The organism is Streptomyces sp. NPDC001549, from assembly GCF_042894025.1.
Classification (GTDB): domain Bacteria; phylum Actinomycetota; class Actinomycetes; order Streptomycetales; family Streptomycetaceae; genus Streptomyces; species Streptomyces kutzneri.
In genome coordinates this window covers 731-19720 of sequence record NZ_JBIAVJ010000030.1, presented here as the reverse complement: position 1 = coordinate 19720, position 18990 = coordinate 731, and the positions used below count along the sequence as shown (strand labels likewise).

The window sequence follows — 18990 nt, the reverse complement described above, 5'->3', positions numbered from 1 at the left end:
CGCGCGCTCGGTCCGGGGGCGCCGAAGCGCGCCGGGGCGGCATCGCCGCCGCTCACCCGTTCGGCCCAGCCACATTCTCCACAGGCTCACGGAGATCACTAGGGTGCCGTCATATCCTGCTCGGATATTGCACACATCACCGCCGGGCAGTCCGTCAGACGGCCTAACCGAGCCGATATACGGAATCATGGGCTCACGCGGAGATCCCTGCACACAGGAGACCGCGCAACCGCGCAATGCAAGCGCCCTTCGGGGCGGACGTGGCCGTTCGACTGGAGATGCACGTGTCCGGGCGCATCGAGGATTACGCACTGATCGGGGACATGCAGACCGCGGCACTGGTCTGTCGGGACGGAGCGGTGGACTGGCTGTGCCTGCCACGCTTCGACTCGCACGCCGTGTTCGCGAGCATTCTCGGCACCGAGGATCACGGGTTCTGGCGGATCGGCCCGTCGTTCCCGGCGGGCACCGAGGCCCCGCGTGCGACCCGCCGCCGCTACCGCGGTGATTCGCTGGTGCTGGAGTCGGAGTGGGACACCCCGCGTGGCAAGGTCCGCGTGATCGACTTCATGCCGCCCCGCGAGGATCACGCACCGCAGCTGATCCGCATCGTGGAGGGCGTCAGCGGGCGCGTGCCGATGCGTTCGGCCCTGCGGATGCGCTTCAGCTACGGGCGGGTCGTGCCGTGGGTGCACAAGGTCGACGGGCGCACCGTGGCCGTGGCCGGCCCCGACTCCGTCTGGCTGGACGCCGACGCGCAGACCTACGGCAAGGACCTGACGACGTACTCCGACTTCACCGTCGGCCCCGGCGACCGGAAGGCCTTCAGCATCAGCTGGCAGGCCTCGCACCGCGACGCGCCCGAGACCCCCGAAGCCGAGGCGGCCCTGGAGTCGACCACCGAGTTCTGGCGCGAGTGGGTCGAGCAGTGCACGTACCACGGGCCCTACCGGGAGGCCGTGATCCGCTCGCTGATCACCCTCAAGGCCCTCACGTACGGCCCCACGGGCGGGATCGTCGCCGCGCCCACCACCTCCCTCCCCGAGGAGATCGGCGGGGTCCGGAACTGGGACTACCGCTACACCTGGCTGCGGGACGCGGCCATCACCCTCTCCTCGCTGCTGCGCACCGGATACCGCGAGGAGGCCCGTGCCTGGCGCGAGTGGCTGCTGCGCGCGGTTGCCGGCGACCCGGAGAACCTGCAGATCATGTACGGGATCGCGGGCGAGCGGGAGCTCGGCGAGACCGAGCTGGACTGGCTGCCCGGCTACGAGAACTCCCGCCCGGTCCGCGTCGGCAACGGCGCCGCGGGCCAGCTCCAGCTCGATGTGTACGGCGAGGTCACCGAGGCCCTGCACCTGGGCCACATGACCGGGCTCGCCCGCAGCGACTACGCCTCGCTCCTCCAGCTCAAACTGATCCGCTACCTGGAGACCCACTGGGACCAGCCGGACGAGGGCATCTGGGAGGTGCGCGGCCCGCGCCGCCACTTCGTGCACTCGAAGGTGATGGCCTGGGTGGCCGTGGACCGCACGATCAAGCTGATCGAGAGCGGGGACGCGGACGGCCCGCTGGAGCGGTGGCGCGAGCTGCGCGACGAGATCCACCAGGACGTGTGCGAGAAGGGCTACGACAAGGAGCGCAACACCTTCACCCAGTCGTACGGGTCGAAGGAGCTGGACGCCTCCCTGCTGCTGATTCCGCAGATGGGCTTCCTGCCGCCGGACGACAAGCGGGTCATCGGCACCATCGAGGCGATCCAGCGCGAGCTGTCCACGCCCGACGGTTTCATCCTGCGCTACCCGACGGCGGGCGAGGAGGCCGGCGTGGACGGCCTGGAGGGCGACGAGGGGGCCTTCCTGGCCTGCTCGTTCTGGATGGCCGACGACCTGGCGATGATCGGCCGGGTGGACGAGGCACGGCGGCTGTTCGAGCGGCTGCTGTCGCTCCGCAACGACCTGGGTCTGCTCGCGGAGGAGTGGGACCCGCGGCTCCAGCGGCAGGTCGGGAACTTCCCGCAGGCCTTCAGCCACGTTCCGCTGATCGACACGGCCCTGCGGCTGACGGCCAGCGGGGCGTACGGAGGCTAGTGCCGGGCGACTCGCCGGAGCGCGGATCTTCTCGCCGCGCCCCGGTGATCGTCCGCGCCTACCCTGGAAGGGTCCTATGCCCTCCCTCCGGTGGAAGGGGGCAGCCATGGCTCCCCTGTCGAAGGCGGGCGCGGCCCTGACCGCGCTCCGCGAGGATCTGTCCGGCGAGGTCTTCGCCCCGGAGGATCCGGGGTACGACGAGGCCCGGACCCTCTTCAACGCGATGATCGACCGCAGACCCGCCGTCATCGCCCAGTGCGAGAGCACGGCGGACGTGGTGACCGCCGTGCGGTTCGCGAGGGAACTGGACCTGAACATCGCCGTGCGCGGCGGCGGGCACAGCGTGGCCGGGATGTCCCTCAACGACGGCGGCCTCGTCGTGGACCTGCGGCGGATGCACGAGGTGACGGTCCATCCGGCGGCCGGGGCCGCGCACATCGAGGGCGGGGCCACCATGAGCCACCTGGACCGGGCCTGCGAACCGTACGGGCTGGCGACCACCGGCGGCCGCGCCTCCACCACCGGCGTCGGCGGTTTCGTCCTGGGCGGCGGCAGCGGCTGGCTGGACCGGAAGTTCGGCCTGGCCGTGGACAACCTGCTGGGCGTGGACCTGGTCACCGCCGAGGGCGAGCTGATCCACGCCACCGCGGAGGAGCACCCGGGGCTGTTCTGGGGGCTGCACGGCGGTGGCGGGAACTTCGGCGTCGCCACCTCGCTGACCCTGCGGCTGTACGAACTGCCCGCCATGTCGATCGCGTTCCTGCTGTACCTGCCGGAGCGCGGGCCCGAGGTGGTCCGTACGTACCGGGACGTCATCGAGGCCGCACCGCCCGAGGCCTCGGGCGCCGCGCTCTACCTCACCGGCCCGCCCGAGGAGTTCGTCCCGCCGCACCTGGTCGGCCGGCTGCTGGCCGGGGCGCTGCTGACGTACGCGGGCCCCGAGGACGAGATGCGGAAGCTGGCCGAGCCGCTGCTGGCGATCCCCCACGAGTCGGAGATCGTCACGGCCATCCCGTACGCCGATCTCCAGTGCATGATCGACGACCCGCCGGGCATGCGGAACTACTGGTCGGCCGAGTACCTCACCGGCTGTCCCGACGCGTTCGTGGACGTCTTCTGCGCCCGCGCCGAGGTCATGCCGGTACCGACCGGCACCCAGCACCTGGTCTTCCCGCAGGGCGGCGCCATCGCCTCCGGCCCGGCCGACTACCCCGTTCCGTACCGCGACTCGCCGTGGGCGGTTCACCCGTTCGGGATCTGGGAGGACGCGGCCGACGACGAGCGCTGCCGGCAGTGGGTCAAGGACGTCCGCGCCGACGCCCGGCCGTGGAGCACCGGCGCGGTCTACCTCAACTTCACCGGGGACGAGGGTGTGGAGCGGGTGGTCTCGGGCCTCGGCGGCGAGAACATGCAGCGGCTGGGCGCGCTGAAGCGGCAGTACGACCCGGACAACATCTTCCGCTTCAACCACAACATCCAGCCCACCTGACGATGGGCACGGTTCTGCCGGTAGCGTCCCGCGATATGGAAAACCAGGGCGGGATCACGGTTCAGCGGGCACTGGAGCTGCCGGGGCTGCGCAGCGGACTCCCGGAGGTGGTGGCCTGCGCCGACCGCCTGGGGCGGACCGTCCGCTGGGTTCACGCAGGCGAGGTGCCGAACATCGCTTCGCTGCTCAAGGGCGGTGAGCTGCTGCTGACCACGGGCCTGGGCCTCGGCACCCGGCCGGCCGAGCAGCGTGCCTTCGTACGCCGCCTCGCGGACCGCGGGATCGCCGCCCTGGTCGTCGAACTGGGGCCGCGCTTCACCCGGCTGCCGGCGACCCTCGTGGAGACCGCGCGCTCGGCGGGGCTGCCCCTGGTCCAGCTCCACCGGGAGGTCCCCTTCGTGGCGGTCACGGAGGAGGTCCACACCGAGATCGTCAACCACCACTACGCCCTGCTCCAGCGGGCCGAGGAGGTCCACCGCCGCTGTACGGAGGCCCTGCTGGGCGGTGGGGGCATCCCGCAGGTCCTGCGGATCCTGGCCGACTTCACGGGGAACCCGGTCTTCCTGGAGACCCCCGACGGGCAGCTCCTGTACGCGGCCGGCAGCGCGGCCGGGGACGCGGGCGCGGACCCGCTCCAGGTGTGGGAGGGCCTGCGGGGCCAGCGCGAGGCCGAACCCTCCACGAACACGGTGGTGGTCGACGTACCGGGCGGGGGCCACGGCACCGGCTCGGTCCGGGCCCGGGTCGTCCTGGTCGGTGTATCGGCCCCGCTGCTCCCGGTGCACCGGATGGCGGCCGAACGCACGGCGGGCGTCCTGGCCGTCGTCCTGATGCAGGCGCGGCAGGAGGAGGAGCTGGCGGCGCGCGGCCGCGGCGACTTCCTGACGGACCTGGCGGAGGGCCGTATCTCGGCGGAGGACGCACCGGCGCAGGCCCGTGTCCTGGGCTTCAAGCCGGGCGGCGGTCCGCTGCTGCCGGTGGTGATGCGGCTGGCCTCGGACCTCGGTGCGTCCGGGAACTGGGCGGTCCTGGCCCGTGCGGTGCTGGAGGAGCTGTCGTCCGTCGGGGTCCCGGTCCTGCTGGGCGTCCGCCCGGTCGAGGGCCGTGTGCCGCTGCTGGTCTCCCTGCGCGCGGAGTCGGAGCGTACGGCGGTGGCGGACCGGGTCTCGGCCGCGCTGCGGGCGGGCGTCGAACGCGCGGGCCTGGACCGGGCCGACGCCCCGCCGGCCGTGGTCGTCGGCGTGGCGGGTGGCTGGGCGGCGGCCTCGGCGGGTCTGCGCCACGCCGCGGAGACCGCCACGGCCGCCCACGGCCTGCCGGCCCGCCCCTGGTACGACGCCCGCCGCCTGGACATCGACCTGCTGCTGTGGCGGCTGCGCGAACACCCCGACCTGGCCGCCTTCGTGGACCGCGCGATCGGGCCGCTGCGCACGCACGACACGACGTCGCGCCCGCCGCTGCTGCCGACGCTGGAGACGTACCTGGCCCACGCGGGCCGCAAGGCGGAGACGGCGCGTGAGCTCCATCTGAACCGGCAGACGCTCTACAACCGGCTGGCCCGCATCTCGGAACTCCTGGGCACGGACCTGGACGACCCCGAAACGGTTCTCTCCCTGAGCCTGGCCCTCCGCGCCCGCCGCCACGCGCCCGCTCCTTCCTGACGCGCCGCTGCGCCGGACTCCGTCCGTCGACTCCTGGGCGGGGGATGCCGGTGTCGCCTGCGTGCGGGCGGGTGGCCGACGGCCCTGCGGGGCTGTCCCCCACCCGCCCTTCCACCGTTCCCCGGGGCCCTGCCCGGACCCGCGCCTCAATCGCCGGCGGGGCTGCATTTCAGCCCCGCCGGCGATTGAGGTGAAAGCGCGGCGACACCCGGGGGCGGGCGGGCCGCAGCCGGCAACCGTTACCCCGCTGGGAGGCTACCTACGGCGTTCCATCAGTTCGTCGTAGACCGACAGGACCTGCGCCACCGTGTCGTCCTCCGACGGCCACGTGGCGGCCTGGACGCGCCCCGCGGCCACCAGGGCGGCCCGGCGGTCCGGGTCGGCCAGCAGGCCGGTCACGGCCGAGGCGAGCGGCCCCGGCTCCCCCGGCGGGACCAGTACCGCGCCCTCCCCCACCAGTTCCGGGACACCGCCCACCGCCGTGGCGACCAGCGGCACGCCCACCCGCAGTGCCTCCTGCGCCAGCAGCGCCCGCGCCTCCCACCGGCTGGGCAGCACCGCCAGGTCGGCCGCCGCCAGCAGCTGCGCCGCGTCCCGGCGGCGCCCCAGCAGCCGTACCGGGAGTCCCTCCGCCTCGATCCGCCGGGAGAGCTCCGCCCGTAGCGGCCCCTCCCCCGCGATCACCAGCAGCGGTGCCGGGTCCAGGCCGCGCCACTCCCGTGCCGCGTCGAGCAGTACGGAGTACCCGCGGTGCGGCACCAGGCTGCCGACGGCGATCAGCAGCGGCCGTTCCACTGCGCCGAGTTCCGCCCGCACCTTGCCGGGGTCGGCCGCCGCCTCCGGACCCGCCGGTACCGCCACCGGGGCCAGCCGCGCGTCCCTGGCGCCCCGCAGCCGCGCTGCGTCGACCTGGTCCGAGGAGGCCCCGAGCACCACCGCGGCGGCCCGCGCGACGTGCCGTTCCAGCATCCGGCCCAGCCGCCCGAGCGCACCGGCCGCCGTGGGGCCCTCGCCGTGCCAGCTCACCACCAGCGGCACCCGGCGCCCCCGTATGGCCAGCGCGGCGCGCATCCCGGCGCGCACGCCGTGCGCGTGCACGAGGTCCGCCCCGGCACAGGCGGCCCGCAGCACGCTGACCGCGTCGGGCGCGAACTGCGCCCCGGCGCCGGTGAAGTCGTACTCCCCCTCCGCCTGGACGGGCGCGCACACCGTGACCCGTACCCCGCGCGCGGCGAGGCCGGTCGCGAGGGACCGTACGTGGGCACTGCTGCCCGCGCCCGCACCGCCGCCGAGTACTTGCACGGTGCGCAGCGGCGGCCGGCCGTAGGGCTGGGCCGGGAGGGAGGTGGAGACCGGGGAGCTGCTCACGGGCCGAAGCTCCAGGGTGAGGGAGTCAGAGAACGCCAAGGATGCCAGTCCGCACGCGCGTTCCGGGACCATACGGGTGCGGATCCCGTACGAGATACCGCCGGACGCGCCTCAGCCTCACCCACACGGGCCATCCCCGGACGGCGAAGGGCCCGGAACGGCGCGCGTTCCGGGCCCTTCGCGCCGTGTGTCATCTCACGCGTCCGCGCGCGCCGCCGCCAGCAGTTCCTCGGCGTGCGCCCGCGCCGAGACCGAGTCCTCGTGGCCGGCCAGCATGCGCGACAGCTCGCGGATCCGGTCCTCGCCCTCCAGGACGGTGACCCCGCTCCGGGTGACCGATCCGTCGTTGGTCTTCTCGACGAGCAGCTGCCGGTCCGCGAAGGCCGCCACCTGCGGCAGGTGCGTGACGACCACGACCTGCGCCGACTTGGCCAGCTTCGCCAGCCGCCGGCCCACCTCGACGGCCGCCTTGCCGCCGACGCCCGCGTCGACCTCGTCGAAGAGGTAGGTGGGCACCGGGTCGGAGCCCGCGAAGACGACCTCGACGGCCAGCATCACCCGGGACAGCTCACCGCCCGAGGCGCCCTTGGCGATCGGCCGCGGCTGGGCGCCGGGGTGCGGGGCCAGCAGCAGCTCGACCTCGTCCGCGCCCGAAGGGCCGTAGGCGACCGGGCGGCCGTCCACGTCCACTCCGTCGGGGTCCTCGGCCTGCCGGATGTCGATGGTCACGCGGGCGTGGGGCATCGCCAGCGAGGCCAGCTCCTCCGTCACCGCGGAGGCGAAGCGCGTCGCGGCCTCCACCCGGGCGTCCGTCAACGCCTGTGCCAGCAGGGACAGTTCACCGCGCAGTCCGTCGCGCTCGGCGGTCAGCTCGGTGATCCGCTCGTCGTCGCCGTCCAGTTCCAGCAGCCGCGCCGCGCCCTGTTCGGCCCACTCCAGTACGGCGTCCACGGTGCCCGCGGAGCCGTACTTGCGGGTGAGCTGCGTCAGGGCGGCCCGCCGCTCCTCCACCGCGGCCAGCCGCAGCGGATCGGCGTCCAGGTCGTCGGCGTAGCCCGCCAGTTCCCCGGCCACGTCGGACAGCAGGATTCCCAGTTCCCCGATCCGCTCGGCGAGCGCGCCGAGGGCCGGGTCGTGGGACCGTACGGATTCCAGCGCCCGGTGGGCGCCCGCGACGAGCATGTTCGCGTCGATGGCCTCCGGGTCCTCGGGGTTGCCCGCGAGCGCGGCGTGCGCCAGCTGCGCCGCCGTGGACAGCGATTCGGCGTGCCCGAGCCGCTCCGCCTCGGCGGCGAGTTCGGCGTCCTCGCCGGCCACCGGTTCCACGGCCGCGATCTCGTCCAGCCCGAAGCGCAGCAGGTCCGCCTCCTGGGCCCGTTCGCGGGCCCGGGTGGTGATCTCCTCCAGCTCGACGGCGACGGCACGGAGCCTGCGGTAGGCCGAGCCGTACTTCTCCAGCGGGACGGCGACGGCGTCCCCGGCGTACCGGTCGAGCGCCTGCCGCTGCCGGGCGGGGCGCAGCAGCCCCTGCTGGTCGGTCTGCCCGTGTACGGCGACCAGGTCGTCGGCGAGCTCGGCGAGCAGTCCGACGGGGACGGAGCGGCCGCCGACGTGGGCGCGCGAGCGCCCCTCGGCGGACACGGTCCGGCTGATCAGCAGGGCGCCGTCGTCGAGCTCGGCCCCGGCCTCCTCGGCGCGTACGGCGGCGGGGGCGTCGGGGCGCATGACGATGCGGCCCTCGACCACCGCGGCCTTGGCCCCGATCCGTACCAGGGCCGGGTCGGCGCGACCGCCGAGCAGCAGCCCGAGGCTGGTGACGACCATCGTCTTGCCCGCGCCGGTCTCGCCGGTCACCGCGGTGAATCCGGGCGACAGCTCGACCACCGCGTCGTCGATGACCCCGAGCGACCGTATCCGCATCTCCTCAAGCACGGGACGACGATACCGAGGTTTCATGGGTGCCATGTGACGTCACCCGTTCCAAGTTGTTCGAACGGATGTGCTATCAGAGAGGTGTGAGCTGCGCCTCAGTGCGGCGCCCCACGCCAACCCGACACCGGCAGCGCGAACTTGGCGACGAGCCGGTCCGTGAAGGACGCGTGGTGCAGCCGGGCGAGCCGCACCGGCACCGCACCACGCCGCACCTCGACCCGTGCCCCGGCGGGCAGCTCCAGCATGCGCCGCCCGTCGCACCACAGCACTCCGTGCGGCGTGCCGTTCTGCACCTCCACCGCCAGCACCGAGGTCGGCGAGGTCACCAGCGGCTTCGCGAACAGCGCGTGCGCGCTGATCGGCACCAGCAGCAGCGCCTCCACCTCCGGCCAGACCACCGGCCCGCCCGCGGAGAAGGCGTAGGCCGTGGAGCCCGTCGGAGTCGCGCAGACGATCCCGTCGCAGCCGAAGCCGGTCACCGGGCGCCCGTCGATCTCCAGGACCACCTCCAGCATCCGCTCCGGGGACACCTTCTGGACCGCGGCCTCGTTCAGCGCCCAGTCCCGGTGGACCACATCGCCGTTCGTGCGCACTATCACGTCGAGCGTCATGCGCTCCTCGACCTCGTACGAGCGCGTCACCACCCGGTCCACGACCTTGTCCAGGTCGTCGCGCTCGGCCTCGGCGAGGAACCCCACCCGGCCCAGGTTGACGCCCAGCATCGGCACCCCCGAGGCGCGCGCGAACTCCGCGCCCCGCAGCAGGGTCCCGTCCCCGCCGAGGACGATGAGCAGCTCACACCCGTCGAGCACCCCCGGGGTGGACTCGGTGACCAGCTCCACCTCGGGGGGCAGCGGCAGGTCCACCGCCTCGTGCTCCATGACGCGTACGCCCAGCCCGCATCTCAGCAGCCCCTGCACGACCAGCTCGGCGCTGCGGATGGCCGCAGGCCGCCCGGTGTGCGCGAGCAGGAAGACTGTCCGCCCTTCCCCCGAAACACGTGAACCCGCTGCACCTGCTGAACCCGCTGAATCTGTCACTGCGGCCCCTCCGCCACTGCACGGTCAACATCCGCCGGATCGAGGGCCGGTGCCCCCGCCCGCAGCCACAGAAAGTACTCGACGTTCCCCGACGGCCCCGGCAGCGGACTCGCCGTCACGCCGAGAACACCCAGCCCCAGCTTCGCCGCCTGCGCCGCGACCTCGCGTACGGCACCGGCCCTCAGCTCCGGGCTGCGCACCACTCCGCCGCTGCCCAGCCGGTCCTTGCCGACCTCGAACTGCGGCTTGACCATCAGCACCAGGTCCGCGTCCGGCGCGCAGCAGCGCACCAGCGCCGGCAGCACCAGACCGATGGAAATGAACGACAGGTCACCGACGACCAGGTCGACCGGGACCCCGTCGAGCTGCTCCACCGTCAGCTCGCGCACGTTCGTACGGTCCTTGACCGTGACCCGGTCGTCGCTCTGCAGCGACCAGGCCAGCTGCCCGTAGCCGACGTCCACGGCCATCACGTGGGCCACGCCCGAGCGCAGCAGCACGTCGGTGAACCCGCCGGTGGAGGCGCCGGCGTCCAGCGCGCGGCGGCCCTCTACGGCCAGCCCCTGCGGCTGGAAGGCCGCCAGCGCGCCGGCCAGCTTGTGGCCGCCCCGGGAGACGTAGTCGGGGTCGCTGTCGTCCTTGCGGACCACCAGGGCCGCGCTGGTCTCGACCTGGGTGGCCGCCTTGGTCGCGGTCGTGCCGCCCACGGTCACCCGGCCCGCGGCGATCAGCTGCGCGGCGTGCTCGCGCGAGCGGGCCATGCTGCGGCGTACCAGTTCGGCGTCCAGGCGGCGGCGTGCCACTCCTGCCACGTTCGGTTCAGCTCCTGTTTTCGTACGGTCCGGGGACGGGCGGTGCGTCCAGCGCGGTCAGCGCCTCGCGCAGCCCCCGGTGGACATCCTCGTACACCTCGACGTGTCCGTCCGCCGCGAGGTGGTCCGCGTCCGCCAGCCGCGCCAGGTGCGCGTCCACGCCGGCGTGGCCGGTGGGCGTGCGTACGACGCCCAGCGCCACGGGCCCGGCGGGCTCGACGGGCTCGACGGGCTCGACGGGCTCGACGGGCTCGACGGGCTCAACGGGCTCGGCGGAGGCTTCGACCCGGGGGTCGGCGGCTTCGTCGGTCATGCCCCGACGCTACCCCGAAGCGCCCCGCGACCACGCATGGCTCTGCGGTACGGTCGTGATCACGATGGCTACGATCCAGGAGTGCCGCGAAGCACTCGACAACCTCTCCGGCAATCTCGCACGGGCCGACGGCGGCGTACGCGGCGCGGCCGCGTTCGACCGCTCCCTGAGCTGCCACATCACCGACCTGGACCAGACGTTCACGGGCCGCCTCGACGCGGGCCGGATCCGGGTGGACGCGGTCGCCCCGGGCCCGCCCGCGGCGAAGGCCGAGATCCGGCTCGCGATGACGGGCGACGACCTCGTGGCACTGGTCGCCGGCGAGCTGAAGTTCGCGAAGGCCTGGGCCTCGGGCCGCGTCAGACTGGAGGCCGGGTTCCGCGACCTGCTCCGCCTCAAGACCATGCTCTAGCCGCGCCGCACTCCCCCTCGTCCAGCCCCGCCGCCTTCTCCAGCCCCCTCGGCACCCTCCAAGCCCCGCCGCCCCCTCCAGCCCCCTCCAGCCCCCTCCAGCCCCCTCGGCACCCTCCAGCCCAGCCGGCACCCTCCACCCTCCAAGCCCCGCCGGCGATTGAGGCGTTCTTCCAGCCCCGCCGGCGATTGAGGCGCGGGGCCGGGGGCGGAGCCCCGGTCTTTCCAGCCCCGCCGGCGTTTGAGGCGCGGGGGTCCGGGGGCGGAGCCCCCGGCAACCGGCCCGCACCCGAAGCCGCCCGGCCAGCCGGGGGCTACTCCGCCCGGGCCACCGCACGGGCCTTGCGCGCCGCCGGAACCACCAGCGGCGTCCCCGTCTCCGGATCCGGGATCACCTGGCAGCGCAGCCCGAACACCTTCTCCACGAGCTCCGCCGTCACCACCTCGGCCGGCGGCCCCTCCGCGACGACCTTCCCGCCCCGCATCGCGATCAGGTGCGTGGCGTACCGGGCCGCGTGATTCAGGTCGTGCAGCACCGCCACCAGCGTTCGCCCCTGCGTCTCGTGCAGCTCCGCGCACAGGTCCAGCACGTCGATCTGGTGCTGGATGTCCAGGTACGTCGTCGGCTCGTCGAGCAGCAGCAGCGGCGTCTGCTGGGCCAGCGCCATCGCGATCCACACGCGCTGCCGCTGCCCGCCCGACAGCTCGTCCACGGCCCGGTCGGCGAGCTCGGCGACCCCGGTCGAGGCCATCGACTCGTTCACGACCCGCTCGTCCTCGGCCGACCACTGCCGCAGCAGCCCCTGGTGCGGGTACCGGCCGCGCGAGACCAGGTCGGCCACCGTGATCCCGTCGGGCGCGATCGAGGACTGCGGGAGCAGGCCCAGGGTCTTGGCGACCTTCTTCGCGGGCATCGACCCGATGGCCTGCCCGTCCAGCAGCACCCGCCCGGTGGACGGCTTCAGCATCCGCGACAGGGCCCGCAGGAGCGTGGACTTGCCGCAGGCGTTGGGGCCGACGATCACCGTGAAGGAGTTGTCGGGGATCTCCACCGACAGGTTCTCGGCGATGACCCGCTGGTCGTAGCCGAGGGTCACGTTCTCCGCGGTCAGCCGCTGCACTTGCGTACTCCTCATCAGGTTCATATACGTCCCGCCTTGCGCTCGGTGACGAGCAGCCAGAGCAGGTAGACACCGCCGACGAGGCCGGTCACCACACCCACCGGCAGCTGGTCGGCGCCGAAGGCCCGCTGCGAGGCCCAGTCGGACACCATCAGCAGCACCGAGCCCATCAGGGCGGCGTTCACCAGGTTCCCGCCGGGCGAGCGGGTCAGCCGCCGGGCCAGCTGCGGCGCGGCCAGCGCGACGAAGCTGATGGGCCCGGCCGCTGCGCTCGCCGCGGTGGTGAGCAGGATCGCCGCGAGCATCAGCAGCAGCCGCGTCCGCTCCACCCGCACCCCGAGCGCGTACGCGGCGTCGTCGCCCATCTCCATCATCCGCAGGGCCCTGCCCTGCCCGAGGACCAGCGGGAAGAGCACCGCGCACACCGCGAGCAGCGGCCACACCTGCGCCCAGTCCCGGCCGGCCAGCGAGCCGGTCAGCCAGACCATGGCCCGCGTGGCCTCGATCAGCTGGGCCTTCGTGATCAGGTACTGGATCACGGCGACGAGCATGGCGGAGGCGCCGATGCCGACCAGCACCAGCCGGTAGCCCTGGATGCCCTGCTTGTAGGCGAGCAGGTAGACGGCGGCTCCGGCCAGCAGACCGCCGACCAGCGCGCCGACGGCCACCTCGGTGGCGCCGCCCTTGAACAGGATGATGACGACGAGCGCGCCGACCGCCGAGCCGTAGCCGAAGCCGAGCAGGTCCGGGGAGCCCAGCGGGTTGCGGGAGACGGACTGGAAGACGGCTCCGGAGATCCCGAGCGCCGCGCCGACGAGCAGCGCGACCAGGGCCCGCGGCAGCCGCAGGTCGTTGACGATGAAGTCGGTGGCGGGGGTGCCGTTGCCGAGCAGGGTCTGTACGACGTCCCACGGCGCGATCTCGAAGTCGCCGGTGCCGATGAGCACGACGGACATCGCGAGCGCCGCGACAGTCAGCAGGACCCCGACGGCCAGGGCGCGCCGTTCGACGCGCAACGAGACCCCGCCGGGCAGGTGCAGCGGACGGGGGCCGGACCGGCGGCCCTTGCGGGGGGTGTCGGTCGCGGTCACGGTGGTGGGCGCGGTCGCGGTCACAGCTGGGCCATCCTCTTGCGCCGAACCAGGTAGATGAAGACCGGGCCGCCGATGAGCGCGGTCACGACGCCGACCTGCAGTTCGGCGGGCCGGGTGACGACTCGGCCGACGATGTCGGAGCCGAGCAGCAGGGCCGGCGACAGGACGGCCGAGTACGCGAGCACCCAGCGCATGTCGGGACCGGTGAAGGCCCGGACGAGGTGCGGGACCATCAGCCCGATGAACACGATGGGTCCGCACGCGGCGGTCGCCGCACCGCACAGCAGGGTGATGGCGACCATGGCGCCGATCCGGGTCCGCGTCAGGTGGGCGCCGAGCGCCCGCGCCGTGTCGTCGCCCATCGCCATCGCGTTGAGCGGCCGGCCCAGCACCAGCGCGAGCAACGCGCCGACGAGCAGGAAGGGGGCCACCTGCCGGACGGTGTCCATGTTGGCCGAGGCCAGCGAGCCCACCGTCCAGAAGCGCAGCTTGTCCAGCGCCTTGCTGTCCATCAGCTGCACGGCGTTGATGTAGCCGACGAGTGCCGCGCTGGCCGCCGTACCGGCGAGCGCGAGGCGCACCGGGGTCGCGCTGCGGCTGCCGCCGAGCACGTACACGAGGACCGAGACGAACGCGGCGCCGAGGAAGGCCCACCACACGAACTCGTTCAGCGAACTCGCGCCGAAGAAGCTGATCGCGGAGACCACGGCGGCCGCGGCACCCGCGTTGACGCCGAGGATGCCGGGCTCGGCCAGCGGGTTACGGGTCAGCGCCTGCATCACGGCACCGGACAGGCCGAGTCCGAGCCCGACCATCAGCCCGAGCAGGGTGCGCGGGATCCGCAGATCCCGCACCACCACATCGGCGGGCGTACCCGCGTAGGCGAACAGGCCGTGCCAGACCTCGTCCAGGGACATCTGCTTGGCGCCCACGGCGATGCTCACGACGGCGATCAGTGCCAGCACCGCGAGAGCGGCGAGCAGACCGGCGGCGCGCGCGGCATGGCGCGGGCGGGCTACGGCGGCGGCGTCGCCCTCTTCGGGCGCCGCGCTCCGTTCGGGTTCGGGGGGACTCTCGACCAACACGCAGGTTAGGCTAACCTACCCTCCGCACGGGCGGATCCCCCGGACGGCCCTAAAGACCCAGCCTGGCCAGCGCCTTCGCCGCATCGAGGGTGCAGACCCCGTCCCCGGCCACCGTCCAGGCCGCCGCGCACAGCGCCCGCAGCGCGTCGAGCGGATCCCCGACTTCCCCGCCCTGCCCGCCCTGCCCGACCTCTCCGCCCTCTCCGGCCTCTCCGCCCTCTCCGGCCTCTCGCAGTTCCAGCACGCCGCCGTTCGTCGCGACCGCCGTCCAGCCGCCGCACCGGAAACCCTCCGCGCACGGCTCCACTTCCGGCTGCCCGGTCAGCAACCCCCGCAGGTCCCGGTCCACATAGGTCGGACGGTGCCTGGGCTCGGCCCGCAGCAGCTGCTCCGCGTCCGTGACCCCGGTCAGCACCAGCAGCGAGTCCACCTCCCCGTTGAAGGCACCCTCGATGTCGGTGTCCAGCCGGTCCCCCACCACCAGCGGCCGCTCCGCCCCGGTCCGCAGCACCGTCTCCCGGTGCATCGGGGGCAGCGGCTTGCCCGCCACCTGCGGCTCCGCGCCCGTGGCGATCCGTACGACCTCCACCGCAGCCCCGTTGCCCGGCGCGATCCCCCGCGCCCCCGGAATCGTCAGGTCGGTGTTCGACGCGAACCACGGCACTCCGCGGTTGATCGCGTACGAGGCCTCCGCGAACCGCCCCCACGGCAGGTCGGGACCGCCGTACCCCTGGACGACCGCCGCGAGCCCCTCCTCCTCCGCCGATTCCACCGGCACCAGGCCCCGCTCGCGCAGCGCGACCCGCAGCCCGTCCCCGCCGATCACCAGCACCTTCGACCCCGGCTCCACCTGCTCCGCGATCAGCCGGGCCACCGCCTGCGCCGAGGTGATCACCTCGGCCGCCACCGTCGGGATGCCCAGCTCGCCCAGGTGCTCCGCGACCGCGTCCGGCGTCCGCAGCGCGTTGTTCGTGACGTACGCGAGGTGCATCCCGTCCGCCCGGGCCGCGGCGAGGGACTCCACGGCGTACGCGATGGCCTCGCCGCCCGCGTACACCACCCCGTCCAGATCCAGCAGCGCGGTGTCGTACGCCTGGTGCAGACTCTGCTCACTCGCCGCGGGACTGGTCCTGCTCTGCCGGCTCATCCTGTCCGCTCCTCCCGGGGCCCTCCCAGCGGCAGCCGGGGGGGGATCGACCTTGTCCGATTCCGTACTGCCCCGATCATCCCGCATGGCGAGACGCGATTTACCATGCACCAATGACCACATCTGGTACCGCGGAGCATGGGCTGCGCCTGATCCCGTTCCATGGCCTGCGCTACGTCCCCGAGCGTGTCGGCAGCCTCGCCGCCGTCACCTCGCCGCCGTACGACGTGGTCGTGCGTCCCGACGGAGTCGACCACCTCGAATCCGCCGACCCGCACAACATCGTCCGCCTGATCCTCCCGCAGGCGGGTACCCCGGCCGCGCGCAACGAGCAGGCCGCCCGCACCCTGCACGACTGGCTCGCCAAGGGCATCCTCAGCGCCGACCCCGAGCCCGCGCTCTACGTCTACGAGCAGCGCCGGGCCGGACTGCTCCAGCGCGGCGTCATCGGCGCCCTGGCCCTGTCCACCGCCGACGCCGGCATCGTCCTGCCCCACGAGGACGTCATGCCGGACGTGGTCACCGACCGGGCCGGCCTGATGCGGGCCACCTCCGCCAACCTCGAACCCCTCCTGCTCACCTACCGGGGCGACGACCCGGGCACGGGAGCGGCCGCGGTCGTCGAACGGACCGCCCAGCTCGCCCCCCTCCTGTCGACCACCACCGAGGACGGCTTCCAGCACCGCCTGTGGGCCATCACGGATCCGGCCGAACTCGAAGCCGTCATGGCGGACCTCAGCCACCGCCAGGCCCTCATCGCCGACGGCCACCACCGCTGGGCGACGTACCTGCGCCTCCAGGAGGAGCACGGCTCCCCCACCGCCTGGGACTTCGGCCTGGTCCTCCTCGTGGACACCGCCCGCTATCCGCTCCAGGTCCGCGCCATCCACCGGATGCTGCGCCGCCTCCCGGTGCCGGACGCCCTCGCGGCCCTCGACGGCCACTTCCGCGTCCGCCCGGTCGACGGACCGCTCCCGCTGGCCCTGGACACCCTCGCGGACGCCTCGGAACGCGGCAACGCCTTCCTGATCGCCGGCGACGGCGCCTTCCACCTGGTCACCGACCCTGACCTGGCGCTCCTCGACACCACGGTCCGCCACGACCGTCCCGAGGCCTGGCGCCGGCTGGACGCGACCGTCCTGCACGCGACCCTGCTCGACGCCCTCTGGCACATCCCGGACGCCCCGGACCAGATCACGTACATCCACGACGCCGCGTCCACCGTGGCCATGGCCGAGCGGCACGGCGGCACGGCGGTCCTGCTGCATCCCGTACGCGAGGAAGTCGTACGGGACCTGGCCCGCCAGGGCGTCACCATGCCCCGCAAGTCCACGTCCTTCGGACCGAAACCGGCCACCGGCCTGGTCCTGCGCGGCCTGGGCTGACCACTTCCGGACATGAAGAAGGGCGGTACCCCGGTCGGGGTACCGCCCTTCTTCATGTCACCGTGCCTCAGGCCTTGTCGCCCTCGACGTCGGCGTCGGCCTCGGACTGCTCCAGCGGCTCGTACTCCTCGTCGTCCTCGTCGTAGTACTCGGCGACGTCGGAGGCGCGCTCGGCCGCGGCGATCTCCGCCGCGTCCTCGCCCTCGTCGTCATCCTCGTCCTCGCCCTCGTCCTCGCGCTCGTCCTCGCGCTCGTCCTCGCCCTCGGCGAGGTCGGACAGGTCGATCGAGGCGTCGACGAACTCGACACCGTCGAGCTCGGCGAGACGGTCGGAGGCGTCGGTGGCCCCGTCCTTGTCCGCTTCGAGGGTCTTGCCGAACCACTCGCGCGCCTCGTCCTCACGACCGGCCGCCAGCAGGGCGTCGGCGTAGGCGTACCGCAGGCGCGCGGTCCAGGGCTGGACCGAGCTGGAGGCCAGCTCCGGGCTCTGCAGGGTCACGATGGCCGCTTCGAGCTGCCCCTGGTCCCGCCGGGCACCGGCCGCGACCAGACGCATCTCGACCTGGCCGGCCTTGTCCAGCTTCTGCACCTCGGGCTCGCCGGCCATGGCCAGCGCCCGCTCCGGACGGCCGAGGCCGCGCTCGCAGTCGGCCATGACGGGCCACAGCTCGACCGAGCCGGTCATGCGCTTGGCGGCGCGGAACTCCGCGAGGGCCTCGCTGTACTTCTGCGTGGCGTACGCGGCGAAGCCGGCGGCCTCGCGGACAGCGGCGACGCGGGAGGCCAGCCGCAGGGCGATGCGCGAGTACGCGTAGGCCTGCTCGGGCTCGTCGTCGATCAGCCGCGCGACCATGACGAGGTTCTTGGAAACCTCTTCGGCCAGGCCCTTGGGCAGGCTCAGCAGCTCCTGGCGCACATCGGCGTCGATCTCGAGGCCGGTGACGTCCTCGTCGATCGGGAGCCGCTTGACCGGGTCGCGGTCGGAGCGGTAGTCGCGGTCGCCGCCGCGGTCATCGCGACCACGGTAGCCACCACGGTCACCACCGCGATCGTCACGGCCACCACGGAACCCACCACGGTCGCCACCGCGGTCGTCACGGCGGGGGTAGGACGGGCGGTCGCCGCCACGGTCGTCGCGACCGCCACGGAACCCACCACGGTCGTCCTCACGGCGCGGGTACGACGGACGGTCGCCACCACGGTCGTCACGACGCGGGTAGGACGGACGGTCGCCGGCCGGGCGACCACCACGGTCGTCCTCACGGCGGGGGTAGGACGGGCGGTCGCCGCCACGGTCGTCGCGACCGCCACGGAACCCACCACGGTCGTCCTCACGGCGCGGGTACGACGGACGGTCGCCACCACGGTCATCGCGACGGGGGTAGGACGGGCGGTCGCCACCACGGTCGTCACGGCGGAAGCCGCCGCCACCGCCGGAGGGACGGCCACCACGGTCGTCCTCGCGACGGGGGTACGACGGACGGTCGCCACCGCGGTCGTCGCGACGGAAGCCGCCGCCACCACCGGAGGGACGGCCGCCACGGTCATCGTCACGACGGGGGTACGACGGACGGTCGCCACCACGGTCGTCACGGCGCGGGTACGAGGGACGGTCGCCGCCACGGTCGTCGCGACGGAAGCCGCCGCCACCGCCGGAGGGACGGCCACCACGGTCGTCCTCGCGACGGGGGTACGACGGGCGGTCGCCACCGCGGTCGTCGCGACGGAAGCCGCCGCCACCACCGGAGGGACGCCCGCCACGGTCATCGTCACGACGGGGGTACGACGGACGGTCGCCACCACGGTCGTCACGACGCGGGTACGAGGGACGGTCGCCGCCACGGTCGTCACGGCGGAAGCCGCCACCGCTGCCGCCACCGGAGGGACGGCCGCCACGGTCATCGTCACGACGGGGGTACGACGGACGGTCGCCACCACGGTCATCGCGACGCGGGTACGAGGGACGGTCGCCGCCACGGTCGTCACGGCGGAAGCCGCCACCGCTGCCGCCACCGGAGGGACGGCCGCCACGGTCATCGTCA

General features: G+C 73.6%; 15 protein-coding genes and 1 pseudogene. 5 read left to right on the top strand and 11 right to left on the bottom strand.

The window, feature by feature from the left end:
* Positions 1–278 precede the first annotated feature (278 nt).
* The 3 genes from ACFY04_RS35780 (at position 279) to ACFY04_RS35770 (ending at position 5240) form a co-directional block, all read left to right on the top strand.
* A complete protein-coding gene (locus tag ACFY04_RS35780; protein ID WP_389123753.1) occupies positions 279–2090 on the top strand; it encodes a glycoside hydrolase family 15 protein in 1812 nt (603 codons plus the stop codon).
* Positions 2091–2196: 106 nt separating this feature from the next.
* Complete coding sequence (locus ACFY04_RS35775) at positions 2197–3579, top strand: FAD-binding protein (protein WP_389123564.1); 1383 nt, start codon at positions 2197–2199, stop codon at positions 3577–3579.
* Between the two features lie 35 nt (positions 3580–3614).
* On the top strand, positions 3615–5240 hold the full coding sequence (locus tag ACFY04_RS35770; RefSeq protein ID WP_389123562.1) for a PucR family transcriptional regulator: 1626 nt from the start codon (positions 3615–3617) through the stop codon (positions 5238–5240).
* A gap of 255 nt (positions 5241–5495) precedes the next feature.
* Here the strand turns inward: ACFY04_RS35770 and ACFY04_RS35765 are convergent, their stop codons facing one another.
* The 5 genes from ACFY04_RS35765 to ACFY04_RS35745 form a co-directional block, all read right to left on the bottom strand.
* Positions 5496–6608 carry a glycosyltransferase family 4 protein gene (locus ACFY04_RS35765; protein WP_389123561.1) on the bottom strand — a complete coding sequence of 371 codons (1113 nt, stop codon included), beginning with the start codon at positions 6606–6608 and terminating at the stop codon, positions 5496–5498.
* 195 nt (positions 6609–6803) lie between these two features.
* A complete protein-coding gene (recN, locus tag ACFY04_RS35760) occupies positions 6804–8528 on the bottom strand; it encodes a DNA repair protein RecN (RefSeq protein ID WP_389123750.1) in 1725 nt (574 codons plus the stop codon).
* 107 nt (positions 8529–8635) lie between these two features.
* Positions 8636–9580 carry an NAD kinase gene (locus tag ACFY04_RS35755; RefSeq protein ID WP_389123559.1) on the bottom strand — a complete coding sequence of 315 codons (945 nt, stop codon included), beginning with the start codon at positions 9578–9580 and terminating at the stop codon, positions 8636–8638.
* The gene (locus ACFY04_RS35750; protein WP_301372019.1) at positions 9577–10392 is read right to left on the bottom strand and encodes a TlyA family RNA methyltransferase; all 816 of its coding nucleotides are present in this window, start codon (positions 10390–10392) and stop codon (positions 9577–9579) included. The genes ACFY04_RS35755 and ACFY04_RS35750 overlap by 4 nt, the downstream gene beginning before the upstream one ends.
* Positions 10393–10399: 7 nt before the next feature.
* Entirely contained in the window at positions 10400–10705 is a 306-nt protein-coding gene (locus ACFY04_RS35745; protein WP_389123556.1) for a hypothetical protein, read from the bottom strand.
* A gap of 64 nt (positions 10706–10769) precedes the next feature.
* On the opposite strand from ACFY04_RS35745, the gene ACFY04_RS35740 reads away from it, so the two are divergent.
* Positions 10770–11117, top strand: a complete 348-nt coding sequence (locus ACFY04_RS35740; RefSeq protein WP_389123554.1) for an SCP2 sterol-binding domain-containing protein — start codon at positions 10770–10772, stop codon at positions 11115–11117.
* A 313-nt stretch (positions 11118–11430) separates the two neighbouring features.
* Here ACFY04_RS35740 and ACFY04_RS35735 read toward each other — a convergent pair whose 3' ends face one another.
* Genes ACFY04_RS35735 through ACFY04_RS35720 form a run of 4 tightly spaced genes read right to left on the bottom strand, consistent with a single transcriptional unit; the run spans position 11431 to position 15563 of the window.
* Positions 11431–12237 carry an ABC transporter ATP-binding protein gene (locus tag ACFY04_RS35735; RefSeq protein WP_356790931.1) on the bottom strand — a complete coding sequence of 269 codons (807 nt, stop codon included), beginning with the start codon at positions 12235–12237 and terminating at the stop codon, positions 11431–11433.
* Between the two features lie 20 nt (positions 12238–12257).
* A complete protein-coding gene (locus ACFY04_RS35730) occupies positions 12258–13328 on the bottom strand; it encodes a FecCD family ABC transporter permease (RefSeq protein WP_389123747.1) in 1071 nt (356 codons plus the stop codon).
* 20 nt (positions 13329–13348) lie between these two features.
* The gene (locus ACFY04_RS35725; RefSeq protein ID WP_389123552.1) at positions 13349–14416 is read right to left on the bottom strand and encodes a FecCD family ABC transporter permease; all 1068 of its coding nucleotides are present in this window, start codon (positions 14414–14416) and stop codon (positions 13349–13351) included.
* A gap of 49 nt (positions 14417–14465) precedes the next feature.
* Positions 14466–15563, bottom strand: a complete 1098-nt coding sequence (locus tag ACFY04_RS35720; protein ID WP_389123549.1) for an HAD hydrolase-like protein — start codon at positions 15561–15563, stop codon at positions 14466–14468.
* 113 nt (positions 15564–15676) lie between these two features.
* Here ACFY04_RS35720 and ACFY04_RS35715 point away from each other — a divergent pair, with 113 nt between their 5' ends.
* Positions 15677–16948 (top strand): DUF1015 family protein, encoded by a 1272-nt coding sequence (locus ACFY04_RS35715; protein ID WP_389123548.1) that lies wholly within the window; start codon positions 15677–15679, stop codon positions 16946–16948.
* Positions 16949–17015: 67 nt separating this feature from the next.
* Here ACFY04_RS35715 and ACFY04_RS35710 read toward each other — a convergent pair whose 3' ends face one another.
* Complete coding sequence (locus ACFY04_RS35710; protein ID WP_389123744.1) at positions 17016–17864, bottom strand: hypothetical protein; 849 nt, start codon at positions 17862–17864, stop codon at positions 17016–17018.
* Positions 17865–18146: 282 nt separating this feature from the next.
* A pseudogene (locus ACFY04_RS35705) lies at positions 18147–18990 on the bottom strand (hypothetical protein); the annotation flags it as partial.